The organism is Pirellulales bacterium (genome assembly GCA_035939775.1).
Lineage (GTDB): Bacteria > Planctomycetota > Planctomycetia > Pirellulales > DATAWG01 > DASZFO01.
In genome coordinates, this window is record DASZFO010000380.1 from 23,930 (window position 1) to 50,632 (window position 26,703).

The window sequence follows — 26,703 nt, forward strand, 5'->3', positions numbered from 1 at the left end:
GGTGTTTGAATCGATTGCTGTTGTCGGGGCGACCGGGGCGGTCGGGCGGATCATTCTTAAGCTGCTCGAGGAGCGGAACTTCCCGTTCGAGCGGATCAAGCTACTCGCTTCCGAGCGGTCGGCAGGAAAGACGGTCACGTTCGCTGGTCGGCCATATAAGGTCGAGGAACTGACGCCCGAGGCTTTTGCCGGCGTCGGCCTGGCCATTGGCAGCACGCCGGATGAGGTCGCTCGCGATTTCGCTCCTTGGGCCGTCGAGCGCGGCTCGGTCGTGGTGGACGAGAGCGGCTACTGGCGGATGAATCCGGAGGTGCCACTGGTGATTCCAGAAGTGAATCCCGATGCGGCCTTCGCGCATAAGGGAATCATCGCCAGCCCAAACTGCTCGACGACGCAGATGGTTGTGGCAATCAAGCCGCTGCACGATGCGGCGCGCGTCCGCCGGGTGGTCGTGAGCACATACCAAGCCACCAGCGGCGCCGGGCTTGGCGGCTGCCGCGACCTCGAATCCGGCACCCGGGCCCATTTGGCCGGCGACGATTACGTTTGCCAGACATTCGCCCACGATATCGCGTTCAACCTCATTCCGCAGATCGGCTCGTCGAAGCACGAGGGCTACACGTCGGAAGAAATGAAGATGGTCCACGAGACCCGGAAGATCATCGGGGACGACACGATCCAGATCTGTCCGACGTGCGTGCGCGTGCCCGTGAGCAATTGCCATAGCGAGAGCATCCTGGTCGAGACGCAGCGCAAGCTCACGGTCGCCGAGGCCCGCGAGTTGTTCGCGCAAATGCCGGGCATCGTGGTCGTGGACGATCTCGACGCGAAGCGCTACCCGATGCCGAAGAATTGCGACGGCCGAGACGAGGTCTTCATCGGCCGGATTCGCGAGGATCTGTCGAGTCCCAACGGTCTGGCGTTCTGGTGCGTCAGCGATAACCTTCGTAAGGGAGCAGCGACGAATGCCGTGCAGATCGCCGAGCTGCTCGTGAGCAAAGGGGCCAGGGACGAGGGGAGAGGCGTGAGGGGCGCGAAAGTCGGCGTTTAGCTGTGGCTCTGCCATCAAGCGAATCTGTCCATCGGGGCCTGCCGTGCCAGTTTTCGATGCGCACGCTCAAATTGACGATCGCGTACGACGGAACTGATTTCCTCGGATGGCAGTTTCAACCGGGCCGGCGCACCGTCCAGCAAACGCTGCAAGACGTGCTCGGCAAGATCACGGGCGAGACAATTTCGGTGGTCGCCAGCGGCCGGACCGACTCCGGAGTGCATGCCCTCGGGCAAGCGGTCAGTTTTGAGACCGGCAGCCGTTTATCCGATGACGTGCTCGCGCGGGCGTTGAACGCGGAGTTGCCGGACGATATGGCCGTGATTGCCGTCGAAAGAGCGCCGTACGATTTCCATGTGATTCGCGATGCCGCGCGAAAGCGATACCGTTACGTGTTGCAAGATGGACTCGTTGCCGACGTTTTCAGCCGCCGCTACGCCTGGCACGTTTTCCGCCCGCTCGATGCTGGCGTGATGCACCGGGCAGCGCAAGCATTGGTGGGCCGGCACGATTTCTCAAGCTTCGAGACGAGCGGGTCGGAACGCACGACCACCGTTCGCACGGTTTTCGAACTAACTGTTGCCCGCCAGGCGATTCAGAGCGGTTGGCGCGGTGGTGCCGGCGCGGATGAAATTCATATCGAGGTGGCGGCGGACGGGTTCCTATACAATATGGTTCGCAACATCGTCGGAACGCTGGTCGAAGTTGGCCGCGGCGTTCGCGACGAAACCTGGCCCGCCGCGGTCCTCGCCGCGCGCGATCGCCGCGCCGCCGGCCCGACCGCGCCCCCGCAGGGATTGTTTCTGGTTAGCGTGGAATTTGAGGGACGAGGGGCGAGGGACGAGGGGAAAGGGGAGGTTGCGATTGAGCCATGACGACAACCTGATCGCCTGGCATCCGGAGGCAAAAATGCCGGGGAACTGCACCCACTAAAGGCTGCTCAACGATCGTCCCTCATCACTCGTCCCTCACCCCTCACCGCTCGTCCCGCCCCCGTGCGAATCGCCCACGTCATCACGCGAATGATCGTTGGTGGAGCGCAGGAAAACACGCTGCTTTCTTGCGAAGGGAGCATGCGCCGGCACGGGGCCGAGGTGCTGCTCGTGACGGGACCCGCGCTTGGGCCAGAGGGAAGTTTGCTCGAGCGAGCCAGGGCAGGGGGGGTGCCGCTGGAAATCGTGCCCGAGCTGCGCCGATCGATCCGTCCTCGGCTCGATTGGCAAAGTTATTGGAAGATCAAACGATCCCTGAGGGAGTTTCGTGCCGACGTCGTCCATACGCACAGTGCAAAAGGGGGCATTCTGGGGCGCGCCGCGGCGTCGAAGCTCGGCGTTTCCGCGATCGTGCACACGGTGCACGGCGCGCCGTTTCACTCGTATCAAAACGCCTTGGCTCGCGAGTTTTCCCGCCGTTGTGAGTGCTGGGCCGCCCGACGATGTCATGCACTGGTCAGCGTGTCGGATGCTATGACCGACCTGATGGTCGAAAATCATATCGCGCCGCGCGAGAAGTTCACGACGATTTACAGCGGTTTGGAGGTTGAACCGCTTCGAGCCGCCGATTCCAAGCGCGATGCCGTTCGCGCCGAGTTGAGCTATTCCTCCGAGCATTTCGTGATCGGAAAGATCGCACGGTTGTTTGACCTCAAGGGACATGAGTTTCTTGTGCGGGCGGCCCCAGCGATCGTCGCGGCCTGGCCCAACGCGCGGTTTTTGCTAATCGGCGACGGCACCCTCCGCAAGCAGGTTGAATGCCAAGTGGCCGGCGTCGGATTGACGGATCGATTTACGTTTCTCGGTCTCGCAGCGCCGGAGCGGATTCCCGAATTGATCGCCGCGATGGACGTGGTGGTTCACGCGAGCCTGCGGGAAGGCCTGGCCAGGGCCGTGGTGCAAGCTCTGCTCGTCGGCCGGCCGGTGGTGAGCTACGATGTCGATGGGGCGCGCGAAGTTGTGATCGACGGCGAGACGGGCTATCTCGTGCCGCCCAAATCGATTGACGAATTGGCGCAAGCGGTGAGCCGGCTCGCAGCCGATCCCGCGTTGCGAGCGCAGATGGGGTCGGCGGGGCAGCGGCGCTTCGCCGATCCCTTTCGCCAAGAGCGGATGGTTGATGAGCTGCACCGGCTCTATGAGCGGCTCTTGGCGCGATAAGTACGAAGTACAAAGGACGAAAAGGGAGCTTCCACGTGCCTCGCGCTTGGTCGCTCGTCGTTCGATGCGTTGGTTGTCGCCCCGCAAGATGCCGATTAAACTGAATCAGCAGTGGAGAATTCGCCGCGATTTACCAAATCCTTGGCGCAGAGAATCTGAGGCCGCGTGACGTGACGCAACAGGGCAAATATCTCGGGCAATATCGGCTGCTGAATCTGGTCGGCAATGGTCGGCACTGTCAGGTTTGGGAAGCCATGCACGACGGACGGAACGAACGTTACGCGCTCAAGGTCCTTCACCCCGATTATCGAAACGACGGCGAGCAGCTCAGTCTGATGAAGCACGAGTTTGCCGTTGGGAAAGAGATGGATCATCCGCGGGTGGTGCGGATTTTCGAGTTCGACAGCTCCCGGATCGCTCCGTTCCTGGCGATGGAGTTCTTTGCCTCGGCGACGAACTTGAAGAAGCTGATCGCGCAAGGAGTCGACGTCATCGCCCGCCAGGTCCCCAAGATCATCGAGCAGGCCGCGGAGGGCCTGGCTTACTTTCATCAACAGGGCTGGATCCATCGCGACATCAAGCCGAACAACTTCTTGGCCAACCCATCAGCGGACGTGAAGCTCATCGACTACGCGATCGCCGAGCGCCGCCGTGGCTTGCTCAGCCGCCTGTTCGGCAAATCGAAAATCCAAGGGACTCGCAGCTACATGTCGCCCGAGCAGATTCGCGGCCAACCGCTCGACCACCGCACCGACATCTACAGCTTCGGCTGCGTGACGTTTGAGTTGTTGGCCGGCAGGCCGCCCTTCACGGGCAACTCGGAGAACGAGCTGCTCAACAAGCATCTGAGGTCCCCGGCGCCCTCCGCCGAAACGTATAATAAATATCTCACCTATGAATGCGTCCAATTGGTGAAGTCGATGCTGGCAAAGAAACCGGATGATCGTCCCGCGTCGATGGACGAGGTGCTCGATCACATTCGCGCCTACCGCGTCTACCGCTCGATGCCGGCGGCGCCGAAGGCCTGACGGCAAGTACGAAGTACGAAAGGGGACGGTGCTGGGCGCCACGATGACGGATTCATCCGGCCGGCGGTGCAATGTAAAGCGTGCTTGCCTTGATGTCGCAATTCAACTAGCCTATCCCCTCATAGAGTTGTTTCACAACGATAATAGAAGTCTGTTTTCGTTCTCCCAACCCTGGGATATCTCGGCCGACAGCCACTAGACGACTTTCGCACTTCGTCCTTTGTACTTCGTACTTCGAACATTTCCGTGTCTTCCGGCCATCGACTTGCGTTTGAACGACCAATCTACGATCTGGAGTCACGGATCGCGGATCTAGATGCCGCCGCGCGCGAGGATCCCGTCGCGCGCGAGGAGCTGCGCCGTTTGCGGCGCGAATTGGTCGAGTTGACGCGGAAAGTCTTCAGCCACTTGACCCCTTGGGAAACCGTCGAGGTGGCCCGCCATCCCGATCGGCCGATGACGACCGACTACATCGAATTGGTATTCGATGAGTTCGTCGAGCTGCACGGCGACAAGGCGTTCGGAGACGATCGGGCGATCCGCACCGGATTCGCCAAGCTCGATCAGTTCAAGGTGATGATCGTTGGACATCAAAAAGGACGGACGGTCAAGGAGCGGAGTCTCTGCCATTTCGGTTGCGCGCATCCCGAGGGTTATCGCAAAGCGATGGAAAAGATGCGGTTGGCGGCGAAGTTCGGCCGGCCGGTGATTTGTCTGATCGACACGCCCGGGGCTTATCCCGGTGTCGAAGCGGAAGAGCGAGGGCAATCTCAAGTGATTGCCGACAGCATGTTCCAGATGTCGCGGTTGCCGACCCCGATTGTATGCGTCGTGATTGGTGAAGGGGGATCCGGTGGAGCGCTCGGGATCGGGGTGGGCGACAAGGTAGCGGTGCTCGAGCACGCATATTACTCGGTGATCAGCCCAGAGGGGTGCGCCGGCATCTTATGGAAAAGCCACACCCACAAGGAAGAGGCCGCAAAAGCGTTACGACTGACCTCCCGCGACTTGCTGGGGTTAGGAGTCGTGGACGACGTGATCGACGAGCCACTCGGCGGCGCGCATCGAGATCATCCGCGAATGGCCGCCCGACTCAAGATGTATCTCATCAAGGCGCTCCGCGAGTTGACGCCGCGGCCACGCGAGGAACTTTTGGCGGCGCGCTACGAGAAGTTTCGCCAGATGGGAAGCTTCCTTGAGAACGGCGCGCTTCAAAACGGGGCGGGGGAAACGTCGCCATAGCTCCGCGCCCGGTCGTCTTGCCGCCGAATCGCTCAAGCCGAGCCAGCGGTGACGGAGATCACTTCAACGGCTATTGCCACCGGCGCCGCCTAGTCAATCGAATGCGGCGAAACCGCCCCCGAACGTCCGATAATGTCTGTTATGTTCGGTAGCCGGGCCGGTTTTCTTCGGGAAATAAGCGGTTTTAACCGCGCTCGATCGTCTCGCGACGCTGCCGCTGCGTCGCGCCGCGAGCCTTCGGTCGGCATATTCAACTGCCGCTTCGCGGCGGCACAGCGCCCGGCGCATCCGGCGGCTTCGCGCCGTCGGGCTGAAGCTCCGTTTCCAGCCGATTCAAATACGGGTCGAGCACTTTGTGAATCTCGCTCGGGATCACCGGATCCGCTCGATTCAGGAGCAGGGCGATGTAATGGCCCGAATTGGATTGGAGCACCGAGTCGCGGCCGGAGGGAATTAGCGTCACGGCGAAAAATGTGATCACGACGCAGAACAAGACTCCCTTGCCCGCCCCGACAACAGCGCCGATCTGGTGATCGAATTCCTGCAACCGTAACCGATTGATGAAGCTCTTGACGAAGTGGAACATCACCCAAACCACGAGCGAGGTGCCCATGTAGAGCGCAAACATGGCGACAAATCGGTTCAGCGGGGCCTCGGATCCAAACATCGGCGCCAGCGGCTCGCTGAACCGCAAGGCCAAGAAGTAGCTTGCTACGATCGCGGTGAGCGAAGCCAACTGCCAGGCGAGCCCTTTCCAGGCTCCCCAGAGGGTCGTGCCGGCGAGCACGAGGATCATGATCAGGTCGTAGGAATCCATCGAGGAGCGGGGACGAGGATCATGGGAAGAAAAAACGCGGCGAAAGTATAGCGATCGCCGCACCAATCATGAAGAGCATTTCGGAATCCACGCAGAATAAAAAGGTGCGGCGAAATGGCGGCCGCCGTCTCCAGCCGTTGCTCTTTTCCGGCATGCGGGATTCCGTTACAGTCCCGCTCGCCGAAGTCCCTTTTCCTGAAATCCCCGCGATTATCCTCGGAAGGATGGAGCGTATCCATGGCCGGTTTTAAGACGCACATCACCACCAGCACGGTTTTGGGCATCGGCTACGGCGCGGCCGCCTATGGGTTTTACCACGTCCCGATCCCGACTTGCGTCTTGGCCGGCGGGCTATGCAGCGTGGCGGGGATGTTTCCCGATTTGGATAGCGGACCCGGCCGGCCGCTGCGTGAAAGCCTGGCCTTTGCGGCAGCCGTGGTGCCGATGATGCTTTTGCACCGAATTCAACATCTCGGCTACGCCCCTGAGACGAACATCATGATTGGCGGGGCGATCTATTTGGCGATTCGCTTTGGCGTCGGCTGGTTGCTGCGGCATTACACCGTTCACCGGGGCATGTTTCATAGTTTGCCGGCGGCGGCCATCGCGGCCGAGCTGACATTTTTGATCTGCGGGCACGAGCAAGAAGGACTATGGTTGCGGTTCTTCAACGCCGGGGCGGTGGTGCTAGGCTTCATGTCGCATTTGGTGCTCGACGAAATCTGGAGCATCGAATTCAAGACCGGCATCCCGCGGTTCAAAAAATCGTTCGGCACGGCGATCAAGCTCTGGAGCGACAGCCTGTGGGGCAATCTGTCGGCGTATGGCAAGCTGGCGATCCTCACTTGGCTCGTGATCCAAGACCCGATCTGGAAAGCGCCGCCGCCGAACTCGAACCCGGCCGCGCAAAACCAGATGAGCAGCGTGCGCCCCACGAAGCCGCTTTTTTGACGATTCAGAAGAGCTTCTTCGAGTCGAGCAACAACGTGACGGGACCGTCGTTTACTAAAGCGACATCCATGTGCTGACGGAATCGACCCGTCGCAACTCGGATCCCCTTTGCCGCGACGGCCGCGACGAATTCCAGATAGAGCCGCTCGCCCAATTCGTGATCGGCGGCGGATATGAAGCTTGGCCGGCGGCCTTTGCGGCAATCGCCCAACAGCGTGAACTGGCTGACGATCAGCATTGCCCCGCCGCTCTCCACGAGCGAGCGATTCATCTTTCCCGCATCGTCGGGAAAGATCCGCAGCTCGACGACCTTGTCGGCCAGAAGCTGCGCGTCGTCGCTCGAATCGTCGGCCGCCACGCCAAGCAGTACGACCAGCCCTCGGCCGATCTCTCCGACGACCTCACTTGCGACGGTCACCCGCGCCTCGCTGACGCGCTGAACGCAAGCCCGCATTCACACCTCGAGACCGCGCTCGGCGCGGATGCGTTTCACTTCACTGAGGATTTCAGTTATCACTTCGTGATGAGCGCGGATTCGTTGGGCTTCGATGACGAATGTCCAGACGATGAACGCCAGTCCGACGAGCGCGCCGATCAAGTGCGGAATCACCCAAGTCTCGGTCCCGGGATGCCCAGTTCCCGGATCGGCGGCGGCGCCCAGCGCGATCACGCCCACGATGGCGAGCATCGCCAGAACCGCCCAGGGAAAGGTCCGTCGCTTGAGAATCACGCTCTGGCGGAGCAATTCCCGGTCGAGCGAATACGTCTCGACCACCTCCTTGCACCAGCGACTGGTGCCAATGAAATAGGTCACTACGATGCTATTCACGAACACCACGGCGAGCGCCGAGGCCAGGCCGAGCATCTTGTGAACGATCGCCAGATTCAGCAATTTCGGAAGCTGCGGGCTTTGCCGGATCCCAGGTTCGTGCAGGTCGCCGATGTACAGGCCCAATAGCAACGTCACCGCCAGAAGGGCGAGGGTAAACAGAGCGAGCGTGGTGAAGATTCGTATCATGTATTCATAGTTTAGCCCGATCGCGTGCGCGGTACAGGGGAAGCAACGTAGTAGGCACACTCCATGTGCCGTCCGCGGAGCGATACAACACCGCAGGCGAACGGCACACGGAGCGTGCCTGCTACGTACGGCGTGGACGGCGCGACGGGCCGTTCGTAGAATCAACTTGATGCAAATCAAGCGACCTCTGCTTGCAATCACGATGGGCGATCCCGCGGGGGTGGGGCCGGAAACGATCGTCGGCGCTTGGGGCGATCCGCGGGTTCATGAGTGGTGTGACGCGGTTGTCATCGGGCATCCCGTCGTCTTGCGGCGGGCCGTCGATCTGCTGAGAAGCCGCTGTGAAATCGTGTCCATCGAAGACGTTGCAGACGCACGTTCTTCACCCGAATGCATGCCCTGTCTTCCGTGCGGATCGACTGCGGCGCTCGACGTTCCTCCGGCGACGATTGATCCGCGCTCTGGCGAAGCCGCCTACGAAGCGGTGGTTCGGGCGGCGGAATTGGCGCTTGCGCGACGCGTCGGTGGAATCGTGACCGCTCCGCTGCACAAGGCAGCGCTTTGGCAGGCCGGGCATCATTATCCCGGACATACCGAGTTGCTGGCCGAACTTTGTGGCGTGCACGATTTCGCAATGATGCTCTATCTCGGTCCGGACGAGACAATCCGGGGCCCCGCCGGCCTCGGCGTCGTGCACGTCACGCTGCACATGGCGCTGCGGGACGTTTTTGCGCATCTGACTCGCGAAGCGATTGTCGCGAAAGCCAATTTGGCGGACAAGGTCACGCGATTGTTGCGCAGAGCCTACGGGTTAGCCGCGGAGGTATCCCGCATCGGAGTTTGCGCTCTCAATCCTCATGCCGGCGAGGAAGGGCTATTCGGCGATGAAGAGCGAACGATCATCCGGCCGGCAGTCGAAGATGCGCGGGCCGCGGGCTTAAACATCACGGGGCCGCTGCCGACCGACACGCTGATGGTTCGCGCTCGCGACGGCGAGTTCGACGCGGTGGTTGCCATGGTTCACGATCAGGGACATATCGCGCTGAAGCTGCTCGGAATGCACCGCGCGGTGAATATCACGCTCGGGCTGCCCATCGTGCGCACCAGCGTCGCCCACGGCACCGCGTTCGATCTGGCCTGGCAAGGTCGCGCCCAGACGAGCAGCATGGTCGAGGCAATTCGCGTTGCCGCCGGATTGGCGAGTGCGCGATGATCGTAGCGGATTTCGCAAGAATCTCGGCACCCTTACGGAATTCTTGAGAATTCAGCTACGAAGGTCATCACTTCGCGGGCTCGCCCCGCAGCATTTTCAGATACGCGTCAGTCGTATCCGTCGGTTTGAGCCCGTTCGGCTGAGTCAGTCCACTGGGTTGATAGACGAACTCGCGAGCATCCATCGGCGCATTTAACCGAACATCGAAAAACTCCGTGGTCACGATGGCGCGATATCCTGGAAGGATCCCCCCCTGCCCTTCCACATCCGATTTGCCGATGCGCCGCAAATACTCGATGCGATAGGGAATCCAGTCGGACTGACCGACATAGAGCACGACATGCTCCGGCAAGTGGGCGGGGAGTTTTTTCCATTCGATCGGTCGTCCTGCTTCGATCGCGCCGCGCAACTCAGGCACGGCTGCGGCCAACTGAGCGGGCCGCCATTGGCCGTCGACGACCCACACGAGATGGTCTCGGAGCTGCGTCTGAGCAGCACGGTCGAATTGAAAGTTTTGCCGTAGTCCCGCGATCATCTTCGAGAGGCCTCCAATCGACATCGGACCTGGCGAGACGTTGGATGCTGTTCGACCGTCACTTTGAAGCTGAACCTGAATTCGGTCCAGATCGACCCGGTTCAAACTGCGTCCGGTGGGAAGCTCGCGAAAGGTCCAGAAGAAGTGACCGTCGCTGATCTCGCGCAGGGTGTACGTTGCGTCGCCGACTTGGCTCTTCAATTCGAATCGCGATAACTGTCGCAGCCCGCTTCCCTGTTGAAGATAAATCCCCGTGCCTATTACTTGTTGCTCGAACAGATCAACCTGATTGCGGACCTTGGCCGACAGCGATTGGAGCTGATCGATCGTCTGCTCGACGCGCTCGACCAGTGCTTCAGCCTCCTGACTCGAGCTTCCGGACTGAGATGCGGAGGCTCCTCCCGATTCCACAACACTCGATGGGGTCTCGGCTTGCGCCGGCATGACGAGGACCGTGGCGATCGCAAATGAGAAGATAGGGCAACTTATCTTCATTTTCGGGTTTTGCCGGATTTGCCAAAGAATCCCGTTGTAGCACGCCGACCAATTACGTCAGAGGCACGCCCCAAGCGCGGAAGGCAAGCGTATAGCTCGCAATTTCCGCGATTAGGCGGTCTTGACCGAACAGTCAGTCCAGCCTGGAAAGACCCGGCGGCGGGGCATTGTAGGACCGAGGGGAGACTGCGGTCCACACCAATTGTCAACGGTCGCAACCGGCCGCCGCTCGCGGCAGCCGGCATACGACGGGCGTCGATTACCAATCTTGCAGTGGGCTTGGGCGACTCGACCCAAGCACTCGCGAGAGTGACTCTGAGGGGGGAAACCATGAGACTTTCGTTGGATCGTTGGACGCTGCTGCTGGCGTCGGCCGCCGTGGCGACCGGCTGCACGCTGCCCTATGAGTCGCAGCATCAGCATCTGGCCAAGTTTGAGACCACCGTGCAGCCGGCCACCAAGGTGCTGCCGCCCGCCGCCATGCTGCACCATCCGGGTCCGGGCGTCGATGGCCCAGGGCCGGGTGTGTTTGGCGTCGGCGCGCCGCCGATGATGTATGGCGGCCAGCCCGACACTTCGCAAATCGGCTTCCGTGGCAACGACGGTATGAAGATCTTCTGGGATGTCGGCGGGCACGGCCTGTTCGACTCGGAGCCGCTCGTTGAACCGGGCCGTTACAACTTCCCACAAGGGGCCATCTACCGACTCAAGCTGACGAACATTCCAGGCCGCCCTGGCGTGGAACTCTATCCCACGCTGGAACTCGCCCTGGCGACCCCGCGGACGGAAGCGTTCCTCGCGCACAATTTCATCCCCTTCGAGTTGACCGCTGAAGACTTCGAGCAAGTGCTCTCCGGCAACTTCGTGACCAAGGTGATCTATCTCCCCGACGCCGAGCACCAAGAAGCGGTGTTGGCGGGAGCGGAAACCTTGGTGAGCACGCGGCTTGAGCCGGGCAAAGACCCGATCATGGAAGCCGAACGACGCGGCTCGATCATGGCGATCATCCGCATCGGCAACAAGGATTTGCAAGCTCCGGGCGCCGAAGGCGGCAATGGCATCATCCAAACCGGATTCCATAGCCCGCTGCTTGGCACGACCGGCAACTGCGGTCCGGAAGGCTGCGGCGGCGGAGTGCCGGGCGGTTATCAAGTAGCCGGGGGGATGCCCCCAGGATTTGTGGCCGGCGTCACCTCACCGCTCTATGGAATGCCGATCACGGGCACGCCAATCGGACTGGCTGGCCCGCCGCACGTGCCGCTTGGCGTGCCGGCCGGTTTGCAGGAACACATCATTGCGAACCACACGCACATGTCGATTCCCGACACGACCAAGAGAGTCAAGATCGATGTCAAGCAAGAACCGGGCTTGTCGTATCCGAACCCGGTTCACCACGTAGTCATCGTCGAGGCGACGCACACGCCGCCGGTCGAGTATCACCAGCCGCTGGTGGACCACCACCAGGAGGCGCCGGGCGTTCCCGACAATTGCGACAACTGCGGCAACTGCGGTCCCGGACACTAAGGAGCGCAGCCAGTCGCAAACGGAAACGCAGAACAGCGATCTCAAGCCCAGGGGCGACAACCCCTGGGCTTGACCGCTGTGCAGAGAAGCGGCGAGCGGCACGTGACAGTCGATAGCGGCGCGACCCGCTGAATTAGTCCTATCCTTCGTACTTCGGACTTCATACTTTGTACTTCGCGCTTATCACGACAATGGTCGACATGCACCGCAGCCGAGCGAATTGCCCGGAGGTCTTCCGACCGCAAACTGCCGGCAAGTGGCTTGCTCTGGTGATCGCGGTGTGGGCTCACAGCTCGATTCTACTGGCCCAGCAACCGCCGGTTCACTACGAACATGCAGGAGCGCTGCCACCGGGAGCGATTGGCAGCCGGCAGCTTGAGCGAGGCGGACCATTGCCGGGATATTTTCAGCCGGTTGAGATCGAGGCGCCCGCGGGCGCCTCGGTCTCAATGGCCGTGGACGATCAATTCAGCCCGCCAGCCGCTGCCCCGCTGAAAGCCGGTATGCTGATCGGCTCGGTCTATCGGCTGCGCGTGATGGGGATTCCGCGACACGAAGGGGTCGAGGTGTTCCCGACGATCGAAGTCGTCAATCGTCTTTATCCTCCGCCGGGACAGGAAGTGCGATTCCCCGTGCCGGTCGAAGTGACGCTCGAGGATCTGGAATTGGCAATGGACGGACATTTCGTCACGCGGATCGTCTATTTGGAGGATCCGAAGCTGGCACTGCCCGCCGCCGCCGACAAGGAGCATCAAAACTGGTTCGAGGTCGGACCGCACGACGATCCGCTGGCCGTGGCCGACCGCTTGGGCCGGCCGATGGCCATTCTCCGAATCGGCGGCCGCGTGCCAACCGATCCCGATCGACCAGGAGGCGAATTCATGTACCACTCCCCTCCCCTGCTCATGCTTTCGGGTCACCAATCGCAATGAAGCTGCGCCGCTTCCAAATTGTGATCGCCCTGCTCTGCCTCGCGGGTTGCCAGGCGCCGCAGTCGCACGGACCGATTCCGACGGGCGCTGGCGATGCGATGGCTGTCGGCGCTCCGTTGCCCGTCGGTCCCAAATTCGCCGCTGGCGCGCCGAAGTCGCAGCTCCAGCCGCAGCAGCCGGGATTGCCGACCACCGCCTTCACCGGCTATCCGGGGGACGGTTATACTCAGCCCGGCAATGTGCCCGAATTCATGCAACAGGCGGGCGATTGCACGCCATTGCCCACTGCGACGTTCGGCCCTTGGCGTCCGCCCGGAATCGGCGGCACTTGGCCGCCCGATGAATACATCTGCGATGGCGGCGGCTCGCCGCAAACCGTCGTTCGCTCCGATTGGCGGATCGAGGGACTCAAGCCCGAAGAGACGATCGCCCACTTCGACACGATCGACGGCCGGACCGTGGTCGAGCCGACGAACAAGGTTTGCCTCTACGCTCCGCGATTCGCCGCGGTTCGCAAAGTCGATACTCCGTTCGACGGCCACCAGCTCGAAGAGGCCAGCGGCATCGCGATCCGCGAAGGGTTGCACCAAGCCAATGAGGCGAATCTCGCTCGATCCGCCATGCAGCCGCTCGAACCAATCGGGGCGATCGAAGACAAACAGAGCATCGCGCTGGTGAAGCAGCAGCCAGGCATCGACCTCTCGAATCGGATCGGCGCCGGCGCCGTTCAAGATCGCGTCAGGCCGTATGAAGATTTTCTGTACATCCGTTCGGGCGTGATGCAAGATGAAGAAAAGCCGGTCCTCGCCCAGCGAATTCAAGCGGCCATCACATGGACGAGCGACCGAGGCGTGCAGGTCACGCTGAGCGGTCGTCGGGCAACGCCCGTCATTGGCGATCAGCGGGCGAGCGCCGTCTATGAAGTCGATGTGCCCAATCATCCGCGGCTGCAAATCTGCAAGATCGCCTCGACCGACAACGCCCAGCCGGGCGAAACGGTCGATTTCACGATCCGCTTCGACAACGTCGGCGATCAGAAGATGGGGAACGTCACGATCGTCGACAATCTCACCACGCGGCTGGAATACGTGCCCGACTCGGAGCAAAGCTCGGCTAAGACCACATTCTCGACGCAGCCAAACGAAGTCGGCTCGCTCGTCCTGCGCTGGGAAATCACCGACCCACTCGCCCCCGGCCAAGGCGGCGTTATTCGCTTCCAGTGCAAGGTGCGGTAGCGCCAGGACCATCCGAATCGCGATCCGCCTCCGAGCAGTTCTTCCGTGCTTCGTTGCGTATATTAGAATGACGCGTATGGAGCGTGCGAACTACAAGCGATTCTATGCTTTGTTATTCAAGCCAATTGCAGACCGGCTCGGTCCACTTGACACCGAGACGCTGATGGCGATCCTCGGATTCGACTTCGGCGGACCGGTAAGCCTTTGCACCGTCGGGCATTCACGCGAGCGGTTTGTCACATACGTTTCGTGCGAATTAGCAGTGCGTGATGGCCAACAGTCGGGCAAAACGGGTCCGTACGAGGTGATGATGACTTGCGACGATGAGGACTGGGCGAGAAGGATCCTAACACGAGTTGGACGCATGTCGTTTAATAGCCTGTTCGAGCATGGCCACAGCATCGACCTTGGCGAGATTGTCGGAGCCGAGTGCCCAATGCAGGGATTGGTCGTCGAAGAGTATGCCCGTGTTCCGATTGACGGTCGAGCCTACGGCATCCTTCGTATTCACGGGGTGACTCGCCCTGAGTTAGAATTTGCAATGATGTTTGGCACGAATCGGTTGCTTGACTGCGTTAAGCGAGGAGGAGTGTATCCGCGAACAAGCATTCACCGGAGGGAGTCTGTCGAGACCGGAGTTTAATCGAACCTCGTGGAAAGAATTCTGGCGATTTCGCATATGGGTACAACATTGTCGGCCATTGAGCGGGTTCGACGGGCACTTGTATCTCCGACCCGTGGGGTCATCGGGATCGCCGACGACTTGGTGGTTTCGGCGTCGGAGCTAGGCCTTGGAATCGAATGGCGCGAAGGACATTGCCGTCTCCGGTGGGGCGAGCCCGATTCGAAGGTAACCGCCAGGATGTACCTTCCGAAATCGGTCTTCCGTGCTGTGCTGGCGCGCATCGCAGCCCTTTGCAACGAGCGATACCCAAACTCTGTTTCGTCGTACGGTGGCTCCGGAACATTTTCGACGGGCGCTAGAGCCGAAATCGTGTATCAGGTTACGTTCTCAAACACGCCTGCGGACCAGAGATTGGAACTTAAGCGTGAATCCCACGCTTCGTGAATCTTGTATGCACTCCTGGATTCGCCGGCCCTTTGTTGTGGTCTCCTTGGTCGCGATTTCCTCGCTGGGGATAGTTAAGGCGGCGGACAAGGCTGGCGATTCCTCGCGGAAATACGCCGATGGCCCGATCGTGCCGGGGGATTTCAAGGCTGCGGTGCCTGATCCGACGCCCGTCAAGGATGGCGTCAAGTTGCGGGCGATGACGCATACGGACATCCGATATTCGACCCGTTATCGCTGGGACGAATCGAACCCTGGAATGGTCTCGGCCTGGCTCACGCGGTTCGATTGCTACGCGGCGCTCGTTTGCGACAAATGCTGGATCAAGGAGCCGATGGACTTGCGGCTCATTGACCACGAGCAGGGGCATTTCGACATCACTGAGATCAACGCCCGGCGAGCCCAGAAGAAATTCGATCAGTTGATCGCCGAGAAGGGTCTAGTCGGCCACGGCCACGAAGAAGCGTCGGCCGTCGCTGATCTCAACAGGCAAGTTGACGACCAAATGCAGCAGGTCTTCGACAAGGAACGCGACGAGCAAATCGAATACGATCGCGTCACCAATCACGGCCGGAACCATTCCGCTCAAGCCGAGCAGCGCCAAATTCAACTCGATCGACTTAGAGAACTCGACGCGAAGGATTTGAACACGACCGACATGTGAAATAGAGAATCCAAAATCGAAAATCAAAATCCGTACTCCCCTGCCCTGCCCTTCTCAGTTTCCTCGCACCGTCTGCTCGCCGGTCGTTCGATTCGGTACGTTCTTGGGCGACGTGGCCATGCGTGCGGGATTCTTCGCTAGACCCGCAGCAACGGCTCCTCCCTTGACCGGAACGTGGTCGATCGAGCCGAAGTCGGCCCAGAAATCTTGCCAGCTCACGCTGAACGTGCCGTACTTGATATTCTTGTTGTTCCCGCGCAGCCCCCAGGGATTGTAGAGCGTCACCTGCTCGCTCGCCGGATCGTAGCCGACGATCACGTAGCTATGATGCGGCACCAAGGAATCGGGAACTTCGTTTTTGGAATTCGCCAGTTCCAGTTCTCCTTTGGCCAGGGAGGCAATCGTGTTTAACCCGTCGCGTGAAGCGGCCACACCGGTCAATAGCGGCAGCGTGGTCGTGCTCTTGCCGCCGCGGCCGATCTCTGCGAACGAATTGACTCCGGCGGTGCCCTTGGTGGTTAACCAACCGGATTCATTCAACTGGGCCAGCGCCTTCTCCGCCAGAGCTAGCCAGAGGACATTTTTGGCGTTGGCGGCCAAATCACCGCGATTCTCGTAGACAAAACGCCCCTTCTCGTCTACCGGCAGGAAGCGATCGACGGTCAAGAAGACCGGTTTGCCTTCGCGATAAAACCGGACGGTGAAGGTGCCGTCGCGATTGTCGCCAAACATGCGTTGAATCTGTTCGGGATTCCGCAGCGCGACTTCGCCCAAGGCCGCCAGGAAAAAGCAGTCGCCGAGATCACCCTGATGCAGGTCCGACAACTTCGGCGCGCCGTCGAACAGTACGCCGGCCGTCCGCTGATAATGGAATTTGGAATCAATCTGCGGGCGGTCGGCGCCGAAGAACCATTTTTGCACCAGGGCTTCGAGATGCTTTCCGCTGCTGCCCGGCTCGAGATCGCCGAGCGGCTGTCCCTGGAAACGGGCATTCGCCGGATCGGCGAGAACCACTTTTCGCGCGAGATCGGCGACAAATGGGGGCATCCCGAGGAGCTTGGCGTTTTCGGCCAGAGCGCGCAGCGTTTGAAATTGATCGTCGTCAATCCGATCGCCCTCGGCCGCCGAGTGAAAGATCGCGATCATGTCCGAGCGGGTAAGATGATGGTGGTCGGCGAATCGCGCGGCCGCCAGATCGCGCAAGTCCGGATCGGAGAGATGCCGTTCGAACCATTCTGGCGACAAGCTCGTTGCCGGTGGCGCGGACGGCGTCTGGCCGCGAGTTGCTGACCGTCGCGTCGGAACACCACTCGGCGAGGCATCGGCCGCGAATGCAACGCGGCCGATGCCGGTCAGAGCGACCATGACCGCGAAGTTAAGCAAAGTTTTGACTGTCGAGTTGATGGTAGGCCAGGTCATGGCATGTCCTTGCGCTCGCGGTGATCTTGGTTCAGCCTTAATGAGCGCAGATTCCGCGGCTTTGTTACGCGGAAGCGATTTGCCTTGACCCGATTCGCACGGTCGCGGTACAGTTCCGGCCGGGAGGTCGTACTTTGCTCCCCTGCCCTGCCCGCGCTTTAGGTTGCTTTGCCAATGGATCTCGAAACGGTTTACCGATGCCCGGGTGAAGCGTATGACATCAGCCGCTGGGTCCATCTCGGTCGCCTGGCCAGCTTCTATCCGGCTTGCGGCGACTGCCCACATCGCGGCGACACGGCAACCTTGTCGGCTCGCCGCATCAGGATGTTGACCGTCGTTCAGCGGCAGGCCGGCAGGGCGAACCCGCCTTTCCACGCCGAGGGCATCTCAGGCGTTTATTTGAACGAGGTCGGACCCGAACTTGCTCGCCGCGTCGGGCAAGCTCTGGGGACGTACCTCTCGCACTACGATTCGGACACTGCGCCGCGCGTCGTTTTAGCCAATGATGGCCGCCCATCGACGATCGAACTCGCGACCACCGCCGCGGACGGCCTGCGCTGGACGGGTTGCTCGGTGGCCGACCTCGGCGCCGCGACGGCCCCTTGCTTGGCGCTCGCCGCCGAGCGGCAAGAGGCGGACGGCGCGCTGCTCATTGGGAACCCCGGAGGCAAACAACAAGAAGTCGGGCTGACGCTCTGGGGGCGATGCGGCGAACCGCTTTCCGCGCCGGGAGAGTTGGATTCCGTCCGTCGCCTGGTCGACTCCCCTGCCCCGCGGCCACGGCGAGCTTTTGGCGGCATCGAGCAGATTATTGCGGGCGACAGCTACTTGGCGCAGCTCGAAACGCATTATCACGCGTTGCGGCCACTGCGGTTTTTCGTCGATACGACGTCATTCGCGCTCGTCGAATATATCAAGCGATTGACGAGCAAGGTCGCGCTGAAGATTCACTTCGAGTCACGGATTCTCCAACGGCTCCGCCCTGGCGAGGCGCATTTCGGCATTTGGATCGACGGCGACGGCGAACGCTGCCGCATCGTCGACGAGCGAGGAGAACCGGTATCTGTCGAGGCGCTCGTAGTACTTTTTGCTCGCGAGTCTCTCGCCGCACGGCAGAGTGTGAAGATCGTGCTGTCTGAGTCGATCAGCCAACTCGCGCCGACGTTGAACCGCCTGGGAGTTGAGACCTTCACGGCCGCTTCCAACCGGCAGGCGATTTACAACGCGGTGGTTCAGCATCAGCCCGACCTCGCGGCGGATGAGCATGGCCGGATCTGGTTCGCGGGCCAGTCAAACTGCGCCGATGCGCTCAAAGTGCTCACGCTGCTTCTGACGCTCCTGAGCCGCAGCGATCAGCCATTGTCGGAGCACATCGCTTCGGAGATACTCTGAGTTCGAGCACTGGTCTCCTATGCAGCGCCTCACAAGCGAGGCGGCTAACGATCTCTCGCCATTTCCCCTGGCGCCTATGCAACGTTCATGGATCGCAAACCGGACCGCCTTGTTCGACAGCTCGGGCATCCGCAAGGTCTTCGAGTTGGCGGCCAAGATGCGCAATCCAATCAATCTATCGATCGGCCAGCCCGATTTCGATGTGCCGGAAGCCGCGCGGCAAGCGGCAATCGAGGCCATCGGGAGCGGCAAGAACGGTTATGCGATCACACAAGGAATGCCCGTGCTCCGCGAGAAGCTGCAAGCCCAGGTCGACGCCGAATACGACCATGCGGACCGTAAGCTGTTCGTTAGTAGCGGAACCAGCGGCGGGCTGGTGTTGGCGATGCTGGCGCTCGTGAATCCCGGCGACGAAGTGATCGTATTCGATCCGTATTTCGTGATGTACGAGCCGCTGGTGAAGTTGGTCGATGCCGTGCCGGTCGTGATCGACACGTATCCGCACTTCCACATCGATCTGGATCGCGTGCAAAGTGCAATTACTAAGCGCACCAAGCTGATTCTTTTCAACAGCCCGGCCAATCCGACCGGCGTCGTGGCGGATGAGGCGGAAATTCGCGGGCTGGCGGAATTGGCAGCGAAGGCAGACGTGGCGCTTGTAAGCGACGAAATCTACCGGATGTTTTGCTACGACCGGCCCTTCGTTTCGCCCGCTCGTTTCAATTCGAGGACGCTGGTGCTCGACGGTTTTTCCAAGTCCTATGGCATGACCGGCTGGCGGTTAGGTTTTGTTCATGGCCCGGCCGAATTGGTCGAGGAGATGATCAAGCTGCAGCAGTATTCGTTCGTCTGCGCCCCGCAGCCATTTCAATGGGCAGGCGCTGCGGCCCTCGATATCGACATGCGACCGCACGTCGAGGAATATCGGCGCAAGCGCGATCGAATCGTCGCCGGACTGCGCGAGCATTACGAATTGGAAACGCCCGGCGGGGCCTTTTATGCGTTTCCGAAAGTTCCTCGCGGAACCGCCTGCGAGTTCGTCGCTCGGGCAATCGAGAACGAGCTGCTCATCATCCCCGGCAACATTTTCAGTCGCCGCGACACGCACTTCCGCATTTCTTACGCAGCGACAGAGGAGACGATCGAGCGCGGGATCGATGTACTGCGGAAATTGGCAGGATAATGCGCCAAACTCATTCGAAGAACTGTCGGACTGGAAACGCCGCGAGCCCGCGACCGGGCTTGCCGATCGCGGGCTCGATAGGAGAGAGCGCGAACTCAACCCCCGCGGCCGTTTCTGGGCGCGGGCTTGAACGTTACGCGCTTTTGTTCTTGGCTTCCACGATCGGGAACGCTCGCTCGCGCCCCAATACGTTCGCCTCGCTGATGAGGTACGAGGCGCCGGAATTCTCGGGCAGATCGAACATGATGTCCAGCATCACCTCTTCAATGATCGACCGCAGACCCCGTGCGCCTGTTTCCTTTTCTTGGGCTCTTTTGGCAATTGCCCGAAGTCCCTCTTCGGTGAACTGCAAATCGGCCCCTTCCATGGCGAACAACTTCTGGTATTGCTTGACCAAGGCGTTCTTCGGCTCGCGGAGCACGCGAACTAAAGCCTCGCTGTCCAGCGGCTTGAGGGCCGAAATGACCGGCAGCCGCCCGACCAGCTCGGGAATCAGGCCGAATTCGAGAATGTCGTCCGAATCGACTTGAGGCAACAATTCCGAAACGTCCGCGTCGCCGCGCATGCCGCTCTGCTGACCGAAACCGATCGTCCGCTTGCCGAGCCGCTTGGCGATGATTTTCTCGATCCCGACGAATGTCCCGCCGCAGATGAACAAGATGTTGGTCGTGTCCATCTGAATATACTGCTGCTCCGGATGCTTGCGGCCCCCTTGCGGCGGCACGTTGGCCACCGTGCCTTCGAGCATCTTGAGCAGCGCCTGTTGCACTCCTTCGCCGGAAACATCGCGTGTGATCGAGACGTTCTGGCTCGTCTTGCCGATCTTGTCGATCTCGTCGATGTAGAGCACGCCGCGCTGCGCCGACTCGAGGTCGAAATCGGCCGCGTGCAAGAGCTTCAGCAGCAGATTCTCGACATCTTCGCCCACATAGCCCGCCTCGGTCAGCGTCGTCGCGTCGCCGATCGCGAAGGGCACAGTGAGAATCTTGGCCAACGTCCGGGCCAAGAGCGTCTTGCCGCAGCCCGTCGGACCAAGGAGCATGATGTTCGACTTATCGACCTCGATATCCGAGCCTTCGGCGCCGAGCGTCAGCCGCTTGTAGTGGCTGTGCACGGCCACCGCGAGCACTTTCTTGGCGTGCTCCTGGCCGATCACGTATTCGTCGAGATGCGCAACGATCTCACGAGGCGAGGGGATGCGCGTGAAGAGCTGTTTGCTCGTGCCGCGCCGCCTCCGCTCCTGATCCAGAATCGATTGACACAGCTCGATGCATTCACCGCAGATATATACGTCGCCGGGGCCTTCGACCAACGGCCCGACGTCGCGATAACTCTTTCGGCAGAAAGAACAAAAAGCGTTCTTTTTGGTCGTTCCGCCGCCGCGCCGGCCAAGATTAACGTCCCTACCGGAGGGCATGCCAGGTCCTTTCTAATTCGCCCAAATCCGCGCTGCAATCTCAACACACGCGGCGTGGGCCATCGATCCAAAAGTAGTCGCTCGAGTGGCTAGAACCACCGTCGGTCTTTGCTTTTGCCAGGGGCGCATCCTTGTCCGCACTCGCATCGAGCCGCATCAAAAACGCTTTCTTCCTCTTAACCCTTGTCGCTAGTATCCTTTAACTCGTCATGGAGCCGCTGGGCTAACAGCGTCTTTATAGTTCGGAATTCCTCGTCGCTCAGCCCACCTTGCGAGTGCATTTCGCGGAATTTAGTCAGCAGGTTGCTGGCTGGTGGTTGATCCTCCTCCGCACGACCGCGAAACCTTCCCAGCAGATAAACCGCCAAGGCGATTAACAACGCAAGAACCGTACACCATACCAAAGCCGCCGCGATATGATGCCAGTCGACCATCGTCCTAGCCGCCCCGCTCAGGCCGCGTTGCAGGCTCACCCTCACAAACGGTCGCCTGGCCCATGCGACTCTATCCACGCCGCTTCGAACAGTCCATTATGCCTCTGTCCGGTGGGAGAGTCCATGATTTACCAATCGCGAATTCTGACGACTTGGCTGCAACTTGGCAGTTGGGGCAACGCAAGCAAACTGGCAATTGATTGGCGAGAGTGTGCTCGCCCGCAGACTACGCCCAGATTCTCCACTCGCTGTCAGCAAATTCCCCTGCTCAAGCGGCTCGTTCAGCAATTCCGATACGTTGATTACGGTCGCACTCTCTGAAGGATCGATCAGCGGCCGAAGGGGGGGAAATGCGGAAGTTTCGGATCATATTGCTGCCGCTTTGCGCTCTGGCGATGTTCATGTCGCGGCCGGCTTTTCCAGCGCTGAACGGTATCGGGCAGACGAACGATTCTCCGGCGCCGATGATCACCCGTATCACCCGGCAAACGTCGTTCTCGGTCCCGTTTATTCCGCCGAACGATCAGGATGCAGTTGAGATTCGGCTGTTTGTTTCCAGCGATGGCGGCGCCAGTTGGCAGTTGGTCGACAGAGTCGGACCACAGCAGAAAAGCTTCACCTTTCGCGCTCCGCACGACGGTGAGTATTGGTTTCTAATCCAAACGGTTGACCGCCAAGGACGCCTGAAACCGGAAGATATGCGGGCACCTAGACTACGGGTGATCGTCGATACGATGCCGCCGCGACTGGAACTCGCGGCGGCGCGCTCACCATCGGGCGAAATCGTGGTTCGTTGGCAGGCGGTCGATCCGCTGTTGAAGGCCGACAGTCTCAGGATGGAATATCAAATCGCCGGCGAAAACGGCTGGCGTTCGGTTCAATTCCAATCGCTGCGCGACGACCCCAGCCGCAGCACCGCTACCGGCGACGTCGCCTGGCGACCTGCGGGCCCCGGCGCCGTCATTTTGCGCGGCGAGATTTCAGATCGGGCCGGCAATACGGCGGTCACGCAGGCAACTGTGGCAGACGGACCGCCGGCCGCGGAGGGTCCGGCACTCGGAGCGCCGGCTGGTCGGCCCACGGCCACGGAGCCGCCCCGTGCCTCGCCGCAAACCAGCGAACGGCATGATCTAACGGCCGGACGAAAATCGCCGCGGCGCCCGGCGGCGAGTTCGAATTCCGGCTCGGCGATGGCCGATTCGTCCGGCGGTGCGGCTTGGCCTGCGGATCAAGTGGCCTCGCGTCCACTTCAGACTTCTGCCCTTCACGCCAGACAAAGTGACGAAGACGCTCGCGGCGGAGAATTCATCCCGACCGGCCAATCCGTATGTGCGCAGGCGACGCCGCCGGCAACCACCGAGCCAGTCGAGAGCCGTGTCAATCCACCGATCACGGAGCATGTGGTGGCTCCGCCGGCGTCGGGCAATATCTTCACTCAGGGGCTGCCGCCCGGCGAACGACCATACATGGTCAACTCGCGGAAATTCGCGCTCGAATACGAAGTCGAGTCGGTCGGCCCCGCTGGAATCGCAAAGGTCGAGATTTGGGGCACGCGCGACGGCGGCCGGACGTGGGACAGTTATGATGTCAGTGAGCCAAACGGCGAAGGGCCGGTCCGCGTGAGCGTCGAGGGAGAAGGGCTGTACGGATTCCGAATCACCGTGCAAGATCGAAACGGATTCGGCGGCCGACCCCCGCGAAGCGGTGATGTACCCGAGCTGTGGGTCGGGGTCGATCTCACCAAGCCCATCGCCAAGCTGACGGGCATCGACCTCGGCGCCGGCGAACACAGCGGAGAGCTGGTCATCCGCTGGGACGCGAGCGATGCACTGCTGGCGGCGCGCCCCGTTACGCTCTCGTTCAGCGAGCGGCCCGATGGCCCCTGGTCGACGATCGCCGCCGGACTGGAAAATACGGGTGTCTTTAACTGGCGATTCGACAATCGCGTGCCCGACCGCATCTATCTGCGGTTAGAGGTTCGCGACGAAGCGGGCAATGTCGGCGAATTCCAAACGCCCGATTCCATCTCGATCACCCCAAACCGGCCTCAAGGCCGTCTCCGTAGCGTCCGCCCGATGGAAGACGAAGCATCGCGCGTGCAGGTCTACCATTTCTATCAGTAGGCGATCGCCTGCCGACTGACCCCATCCCCTCCCCTGCCCTGGTCCGATATACTTGGCGCATGGGGTTGTGAGCTTGGCTAATTTCCGGACGCCGCCGGGGAGCGCACCACAGAGACGGCGCCACCGCTTGGACGCCGCGTGTTTCAATGGCCAAATCGAAGGCTGCATCCGGACGCGAAGCGATCGCCGCGCTCGACTATTTGGCTCACGCGGCGGACTATCCGCCGCGGGCGGTATGCGTGCTGTTTGGCGACGAGCCGTTCTTGAAGAGCGAGGTTTTGGGTGCGCTCAGGTCGGTCGTCCTATCTGACGACCAGGCAGAGTTTTCCTCGCGCACGTTCGCGGGCGACGAAACGGAGCCGCGATCCGTGTTCGATGAATTGGCCACCGTAGCGCTCTTTGGCAGCGTCCGGCGTTTCGTGGTCGTTGCGGAAGCGGATGATTTCGTGAGCGCCAATCGGCCAGTGCTTGAGGATTACGCCGCCAAACCTTGCGCGACTGGTGTGCTCGTGCTCGACGTAAAGACATGGCCAAGCAACACGCGGCTCTTCAAGCAATTGGCCGAAACCGGTCTGCAGATCGACTGCAAAGCGCCGGCCGACGCGGCATTGCTCCCCTGGCTCCGCGACCGCGCCGAACGACAGTATCATGCGGCTTTCGCACGCGGAGCGGCGGAGCGTTTGCTCGAAATCGTCGGCCCTCAAATGGGGCGCCTCGATCAAGAAACGGCGAAACTCTCGCTTCTATCGGCGGCCCCTGCGCTGCCCTCCCCTGCCCCTCCCTCGGCTTCTCGGGTTCCCGACGCCCGTCCGGTGCCCCCTCGATCCACGAACCCTCCGCCGATCACCGTGCAACTGATCGAGGACGCAGTCGGCGGCTGGCGGGCAAAAACGGCTTGGGAGATGATCGACGCCGCAGCGGCCGGCGATGCCCGTGAGGCGCTCATCCAACTCGACCGCTTGATTCTGGCCGGCGAGAGCCCGGTGGCCCTGATGGGGCAAATCGCCTGGAGATTCCGGCAGCTTGCCGCCGCCGCGCGGATCGCCATGCAAGCCCAAGCCGTGGGTCAACGTGCTAATTTGCGTCACGCGCTCGAGCAGGTCGGCGTAAAGACCTGGCAAGGAGCCATGGACAAAGCCGAGGCAAATATGCGGCAGCTCGGCGCCCGCCGCGCCGGGCAGCTTTATCACTGGCTGTTGGAGGCCGACCTCGCGCTCAAGGGATCCAGTTCCTCCGGCGACCGCGCCCGCCTCGTCCTCGAACAGCTATTTGTCCGCATGTCGCGGCAACTCGCCCCGGCCCAGCCTGGTGCGCATCCTCGAACACCGGCGTCTAGAATTGGATGATAATAGAAGCAGCATGTCGCACGAGTTCTATGAGAATCCGCTGACCAATCGCTACGCCTCGCGCGAGATGAGTGCGCTGTGGGGCTCCGAGCGCAAGTTTCGCACCTGGCGGCGGCTTTGGGTCTGGCTGGCCGAGGCCGAGGCCGAACTCGGGCTGGATATTTCCGCGCTGCAGATCGAGCAACTTCGCTCGCATATCGACGCGATCGACTTCGCCGCGGCCGACCGTTACGAGCGCAAGCTCCGCCATGACGTGATGGCCCATGTGCATGCCTTCGGCGATCAATGCCCAGAAGCGCGGCGAATCATTCATCTTGGCGCCACGAGCTGCTATGTCACCGACAACACCGATTTGATGTTGATGCGCGACGGGTTGAAGCTGCTGGCCGGCCGCTTGGCTTCGACGATCGATCAACTCGCGGCGTTCGCCGAATCGCATCGTACCCTGCCCTGCCTCGGCTTCACGCATTTGCAGCCGGCGCAGCCGACAACAGTCGGCAAGCGGGCCTGTTTATGGGCCTACGACCTCGCGCTCGACCTCTCGGAAATCGAGCGCCGGATCGACGAACTCAAGGCCCGCGGCGTGAAAGGCACCACCGGCACGCAGGCCAGCTTCTTGCAGCTCTTCGGCGGCGACCACGAGAAGGTCCGCCAACTGGACGAACTCGTGGCGCGAAAAATGGGCTTCGATGCAACGTACCCGGTCACAGGACAAACGTACTCGCGCAAGGTGGATTCACAAGTGCTCGCGGCGCTCTCCGGGATCGCCCAGAGCGCGCACAAGATGGCAACCGACCTGCGACTCTTGGCCAATCGCAAGGAATTGGAGGAGCCCTTTGAGGAAGAGCAAATCGGCTCCTCCGCAATGGCCTACAAACGAAATCCGATGCGAGCCGAGCGCATCTGCGGGCTGGCCCGATTCGTGATGAGCCTCGAATCGAGCACCGCCGCCACGGCATCGACGCAATGGCTTGAGCGCACGCTCGACGACAGCGCGAATCGCCGGCTCGTGCTTCCGCAGTCCTTCCTGGCCGTCGATGCTCTGCTGTTGCTTTACCAGAACATCGCGTCCGGCCTGGTCGTATATCCGCAGGTCATTGCTCGCAATCTGGCCGAGGAGCTGCCATTCATGGCGACGGAGATGATCTTGATGGCGGGCGTGGCCGCTGGAGGGGATCGGCAGGATCTGCACGAGCGAATCCGCCGGCACAGCCAAGCCGCCGCCGCACAAGTGAAAACGCAGGGCGCAAGGAATGATTTGCTCGAACGGCTCGCCGACGATCCGGCTTTCGCGGCCGTCGATCTCAAGCGAGCCGTCAACAGCGCGCACTTCATCGGCCGCGCGCCTGAGCAGGTGGATGAATTCCTTGCCGAAATCGTCGCCCCCATCCGACGCCGCTACTCGGATTCGCTTGGCACAGCCGCCGAAGTGAACGTTTAGCCGTGAGCGGCGTGCCAGACG

Annotated in this window: 24 protein-coding genes; 16 read left to right on the forward strand and 8 right to left on the reverse strand. The window is 61.2% G+C overall.

The annotated features are described in order from the left end of the window. Position 1 precedes the first annotated feature (1 nt). From VGY55_25280 to VGY55_25300, 5 genes are all read left to right on the forward strand, one after another. The gene (locus VGY55_25280) at positions 2 to 1,051 is read left to right on the forward strand and encodes an aspartate-semialdehyde dehydrogenase (protein HEV2973305.1); all 1,050 of its coding nucleotides are present in this window, start codon (positions 2 to 4) and stop codon (positions 1,049 to 1,051) included. Positions 1,052 to 1,107: 56 nt separating this feature from the next. Then, positions 1,108 to 1,926 (forward strand): tRNA pseudouridine(38-40) synthase TruA, encoded by an 819-nt coding sequence (gene truA, locus VGY55_25285; protein ID HEV2973306.1) that lies wholly within the window; start codon positions 1,108 to 1,110, stop codon positions 1,924 to 1,926. Between the two features lie 120 nt (positions 1,927 to 2,046). Next, complete coding sequence (locus tag VGY55_25290; protein ID HEV2973307.1) at positions 2,047 to 3,204, forward strand: glycosyltransferase family 4 protein; 1,158 nt, start codon at positions 2,047 to 2,049, stop codon at positions 3,202 to 3,204. 170 nt (positions 3,205 to 3,374) lie between these two features. Further along, positions 3,375 to 4,232: a serine/threonine-protein kinase gene (locus VGY55_25295; GenBank protein HEV2973308.1), complete on the forward strand. Its 858-nt coding sequence runs from the start codon at positions 3,375 to 3,377 to the stop codon at positions 4,230 to 4,232. 246 nt (positions 4,233 to 4,478) lie between these two features. Further along, on the forward strand, positions 4,479 to 5,474 hold the full coding sequence (locus tag VGY55_25300) for an acetyl-CoA carboxylase carboxyltransferase subunit alpha (GenBank protein HEV2973309.1): 996 nt from the start codon (positions 4,479 to 4,481) through the stop codon (positions 5,472 to 5,474). A 250-nt stretch (positions 5,475 to 5,724) separates the two neighbouring features. Here the strand turns inward: VGY55_25300 and VGY55_25305 are convergent, their stop codons facing one another. Beyond that, positions 5,725 to 6,291, reverse strand: coding sequence for a CvpA family protein (locus tag VGY55_25305; GenBank protein HEV2973310.1), 567 nt, complete (start codon positions 6,289 to 6,291; stop codon positions 5,725 to 5,727). 237 nt (positions 6,292 to 6,528) lie between these two features. Here VGY55_25305 and VGY55_25310 point away from each other — a divergent pair, with 237 nt between their 5' ends. Then, positions 6,529 to 7,242, forward strand: a complete 714-nt coding sequence (locus tag VGY55_25310) for a metal-dependent hydrolase (GenBank protein HEV2973311.1) — start codon at positions 6,529 to 6,531, stop codon at positions 7,240 to 7,242. Between the two features lie 4 nt (positions 7,243 to 7,246). Here the strand turns inward: VGY55_25310 and dtd are convergent, their stop codons facing one another. Then, positions 7,247 to 7,696, reverse strand: a complete 450-nt coding sequence (dtd, locus tag VGY55_25315; GenBank protein HEV2973312.1) for a D-aminoacyl-tRNA deacylase — start codon at positions 7,694 to 7,696, stop codon at positions 7,247 to 7,249. Then, positions 7,697 to 8,260 (reverse strand): hypothetical protein, encoded by a 564-nt coding sequence (locus VGY55_25320; protein ID HEV2973313.1) that lies wholly within the window; start codon positions 8,258 to 8,260, stop codon positions 7,697 to 7,699. It lies immediately after the preceding gene. A gap of 169 nt (positions 8,261 to 8,429) precedes the next feature. On the opposite strand from VGY55_25320, the gene pdxA reads away from it, so the two are divergent. Next, the gene (gene pdxA, locus VGY55_25325) at positions 8,430 to 9,473 is read left to right on the forward strand and encodes a 4-hydroxythreonine-4-phosphate dehydrogenase PdxA (protein ID HEV2973314.1); all 1,044 of its coding nucleotides are present in this window, start codon (positions 8,430 to 8,432) and stop codon (positions 9,471 to 9,473) included. Positions 9,474 to 9,540: 67 nt separating this feature from the next. Here pdxA and VGY55_25330 read toward each other — a convergent pair whose 3' ends face one another. Beyond that, on the reverse strand, positions 9,541 to 10,503 hold the full coding sequence (locus VGY55_25330; protein HEV2973315.1) for a hypothetical protein: 963 nt from the start codon (positions 10,501 to 10,503) through the stop codon (positions 9,541 to 9,543). A gap of 330 nt (positions 10,504 to 10,833) precedes the next feature. Here VGY55_25330 and VGY55_25335 point away from each other — a divergent pair, with 330 nt between their 5' ends. From VGY55_25335 to VGY55_25345, 3 genes are all read left to right on the forward strand, one after another. Beyond that, the gene (locus tag VGY55_25335) at positions 10,834 to 12,027 is read left to right on the forward strand and encodes a hypothetical protein (protein ID HEV2973316.1); all 1,194 of its coding nucleotides are present in this window, start codon (positions 10,834 to 10,836) and stop codon (positions 12,025 to 12,027) included. 167 nt (positions 12,028 to 12,194) lie between these two features. Beyond that, positions 12,195 to 12,959 carry a hypothetical protein gene (locus VGY55_25340; protein HEV2973317.1) on the forward strand — a complete coding sequence of 255 codons (765 nt, stop codon included), beginning with the start codon at positions 12,195 to 12,197 and terminating at the stop codon, positions 12,957 to 12,959. Then, the gene (locus VGY55_25345) at positions 12,956 to 14,194 is read left to right on the forward strand and encodes a hypothetical protein (protein HEV2973318.1); all 1,239 of its coding nucleotides are present in this window, start codon (positions 12,956 to 12,958) and stop codon (positions 14,192 to 14,194) included. The genes VGY55_25340 and VGY55_25345 overlap by 4 nt, the downstream gene beginning before the upstream one ends. A 346-nt stretch (positions 14,195 to 14,540) precedes the next feature. Here the strand turns inward: VGY55_25345 and VGY55_25350 are convergent, their stop codons facing one another. Next, positions 14,541 to 14,705: a hypothetical protein gene (locus tag VGY55_25350; GenBank protein ID HEV2973319.1), complete on the reverse strand. Its 165-nt coding sequence runs from the start codon at positions 14,703 to 14,705 to the stop codon at positions 14,541 to 14,543. A 604-nt stretch (positions 14,706 to 15,309) separates the two neighbouring features. On the opposite strand from VGY55_25350, the gene VGY55_25355 reads away from it, so the two are divergent. Continuing rightward, the gene (locus VGY55_25355) at positions 15,310 to 15,927 is read left to right on the forward strand and encodes a DUF922 domain-containing protein (GenBank protein ID HEV2973320.1); all 618 of its coding nucleotides are present in this window, start codon (positions 15,310 to 15,312) and stop codon (positions 15,925 to 15,927) included. A 54-nt stretch (positions 15,928 to 15,981) separates the two neighbouring features. Here the strand turns inward: VGY55_25355 and VGY55_25360 are convergent, their stop codons facing one another. Continuing rightward, complete coding sequence (locus VGY55_25360) at positions 15,982 to 17,346, reverse strand: C2 family cysteine protease (GenBank protein HEV2973321.1); 1,365 nt, start codon at positions 17,344 to 17,346, stop codon at positions 15,982 to 15,984. Between the two features lie 174 nt (positions 17,347 to 17,520). Between VGY55_25360 and VGY55_25365 the strand changes: the two genes are divergently transcribed. Further along, complete coding sequence (locus tag VGY55_25365; protein ID HEV2973322.1) at positions 17,521 to 18,738, forward strand: hypothetical protein; 1,218 nt, start codon at positions 17,521 to 17,523, stop codon at positions 18,736 to 18,738. Positions 18,739 to 18,814: 76 nt separating this feature from the next. Next, positions 18,815 to 19,921, forward strand: a complete 1,107-nt coding sequence (locus VGY55_25370) for an aminotransferase class I/II-fold pyridoxal phosphate-dependent enzyme (protein ID HEV2973323.1) — start codon at positions 18,815 to 18,817, stop codon at positions 19,919 to 19,921. 133 nt (positions 19,922 to 20,054) lie between these two features. Here the strand turns inward: VGY55_25370 and clpX are convergent, their stop codons facing one another. Together clpX and VGY55_25380 are read right to left on the reverse strand one after the other, a co-directional pair. Next, positions 20,055 to 21,338 carry an ATP-dependent Clp protease ATP-binding subunit ClpX gene (clpX, locus tag VGY55_25375; GenBank protein ID HEV2973324.1) on the reverse strand — a complete coding sequence of 428 codons (1,284 nt, stop codon included), beginning with the start codon at positions 21,336 to 21,338 and terminating at the stop codon, positions 20,055 to 20,057. Positions 21,339 to 21,514: 176 nt separating this feature from the next. Continuing rightward, positions 21,515 to 21,718, reverse strand: a complete 204-nt coding sequence (locus VGY55_25380; GenBank protein HEV2973325.1) for a hypothetical protein — start codon at positions 21,716 to 21,718, stop codon at positions 21,515 to 21,517. A gap of 404 nt (positions 21,719 to 22,122) precedes the next feature. On the opposite strand from VGY55_25380, the gene VGY55_25385 reads away from it, so the two are divergent. The 3 genes from VGY55_25385 (at position 22,123) to purB (ending at position 26,682) form a co-directional block, all read left to right on the forward strand. Further along, the gene (locus VGY55_25385) at positions 22,123 to 23,895 is read left to right on the forward strand and encodes a hypothetical protein (GenBank protein ID HEV2973326.1); all 1,773 of its coding nucleotides are present in this window, start codon (positions 22,123 to 22,125) and stop codon (positions 23,893 to 23,895) included. Positions 23,896 to 24,041: 146 nt separating this feature from the next. After that, positions 24,042 to 25,241: a hypothetical protein gene (locus VGY55_25390; protein HEV2973327.1), complete on the forward strand. Its 1,200-nt coding sequence runs from the start codon at positions 24,042 to 24,044 to the stop codon at positions 25,239 to 25,241. A 13-nt stretch (positions 25,242 to 25,254) separates the two neighbouring features. Beyond that, the gene (gene purB, locus VGY55_25395) at positions 25,255 to 26,682 is read left to right on the forward strand and encodes an adenylosuccinate lyase (protein HEV2973328.1); all 1,428 of its coding nucleotides are present in this window, start codon (positions 25,255 to 25,257) and stop codon (positions 26,680 to 26,682) included. Positions 26,683 to 26,703 lie beyond the last annotated feature (21 nt).

Bases quoted from the DNA above. Each gene is read 5' to 3' on its own strand.
- truA (HEV2973306.1), top strand. From the start codon at position 1,108: ATGCGCACGCTCAAATTGACGATCGCGTACGACGGAACTGATTTCCTC.
- VGY55_25305 (HEV2973310.1), bottom strand. From the start codon at position 6,291: ATGGATTCCTACGACCTGATCATGATCCTCGTGCTCGCCGGCACGACC.
- VGY55_25310 (HEV2973311.1), top strand. From the start codon at position 6,529: ATGGCCGGTTTTAAGACGCACATCACCACCAGCACGGTTTTGGGCATC.
- dtd (HEV2973312.1), bottom strand. From the start codon at position 7,696: ATGCGGGCTTGCGTTCAGCGCGTCAGCGAGGCGCGGGTGACCGTCGCA.
- VGY55_25320 (HEV2973313.1), bottom strand. From the start codon at position 8,260: ATGATACGAATCTTCACCACGCTCGCTCTGTTTACCCTCGCCCTTCTG.
- pdxA (HEV2973314.1), top strand. From the start codon at position 8,430: ATGCAAATCAAGCGACCTCTGCTTGCAATCACGATGGGCGATCCCGCG.
- VGY55_25330 (HEV2973315.1), bottom strand. From the start codon at position 10,503: ATGAAGATAAGTTGCCCTATCTTCTCATTTGCGATCGCCACGGTCCTC.
- VGY55_25335 (HEV2973316.1), top strand. From the start codon at position 10,834: ATGAGACTTTCGTTGGATCGTTGGACGCTGCTGCTGGCGTCGGCCGCC.
- VGY55_25345 (HEV2973318.1), top strand. From the start codon at position 12,956: ATGAAGCTGCGCCGCTTCCAAATTGTGATCGCCCTGCTCTGCCTCGCG.
- VGY55_25360 (HEV2973321.1), bottom strand. From the start codon at position 17,346: ATGACCTGGCCTACCATCAACTCGACAGTCAAAACTTTGCTTAACTTC.
- VGY55_25365 (HEV2973322.1), top strand. From the start codon at position 17,521: ATGGATCTCGAAACGGTTTACCGATGCCCGGGTGAAGCGTATGACATC.
- VGY55_25370 (HEV2973323.1), top strand. From the start codon at position 18,815: ATGCAACGTTCATGGATCGCAAACCGGACCGCCTTGTTCGACAGCTCG.
- clpX (HEV2973324.1), bottom strand. From the start codon at position 21,338: ATGCCCTCCGGTAGGGACGTTAATCTTGGCCGGCGCGGCGGCGGAACG.
- VGY55_25385 (HEV2973326.1), top strand. From the start codon at position 22,123: ATGCGGAAGTTTCGGATCATATTGCTGCCGCTTTGCGCTCTGGCGATG.
- VGY55_25390 (HEV2973327.1), top strand. From the start codon at position 24,042: ATGGCCAAATCGAAGGCTGCATCCGGACGCGAAGCGATCGCCGCGCTC.
- purB (HEV2973328.1), top strand. From the start codon at position 25,255: ATGTCGCACGAGTTCTATGAGAATCCGCTGACCAATCGCTACGCCTCG.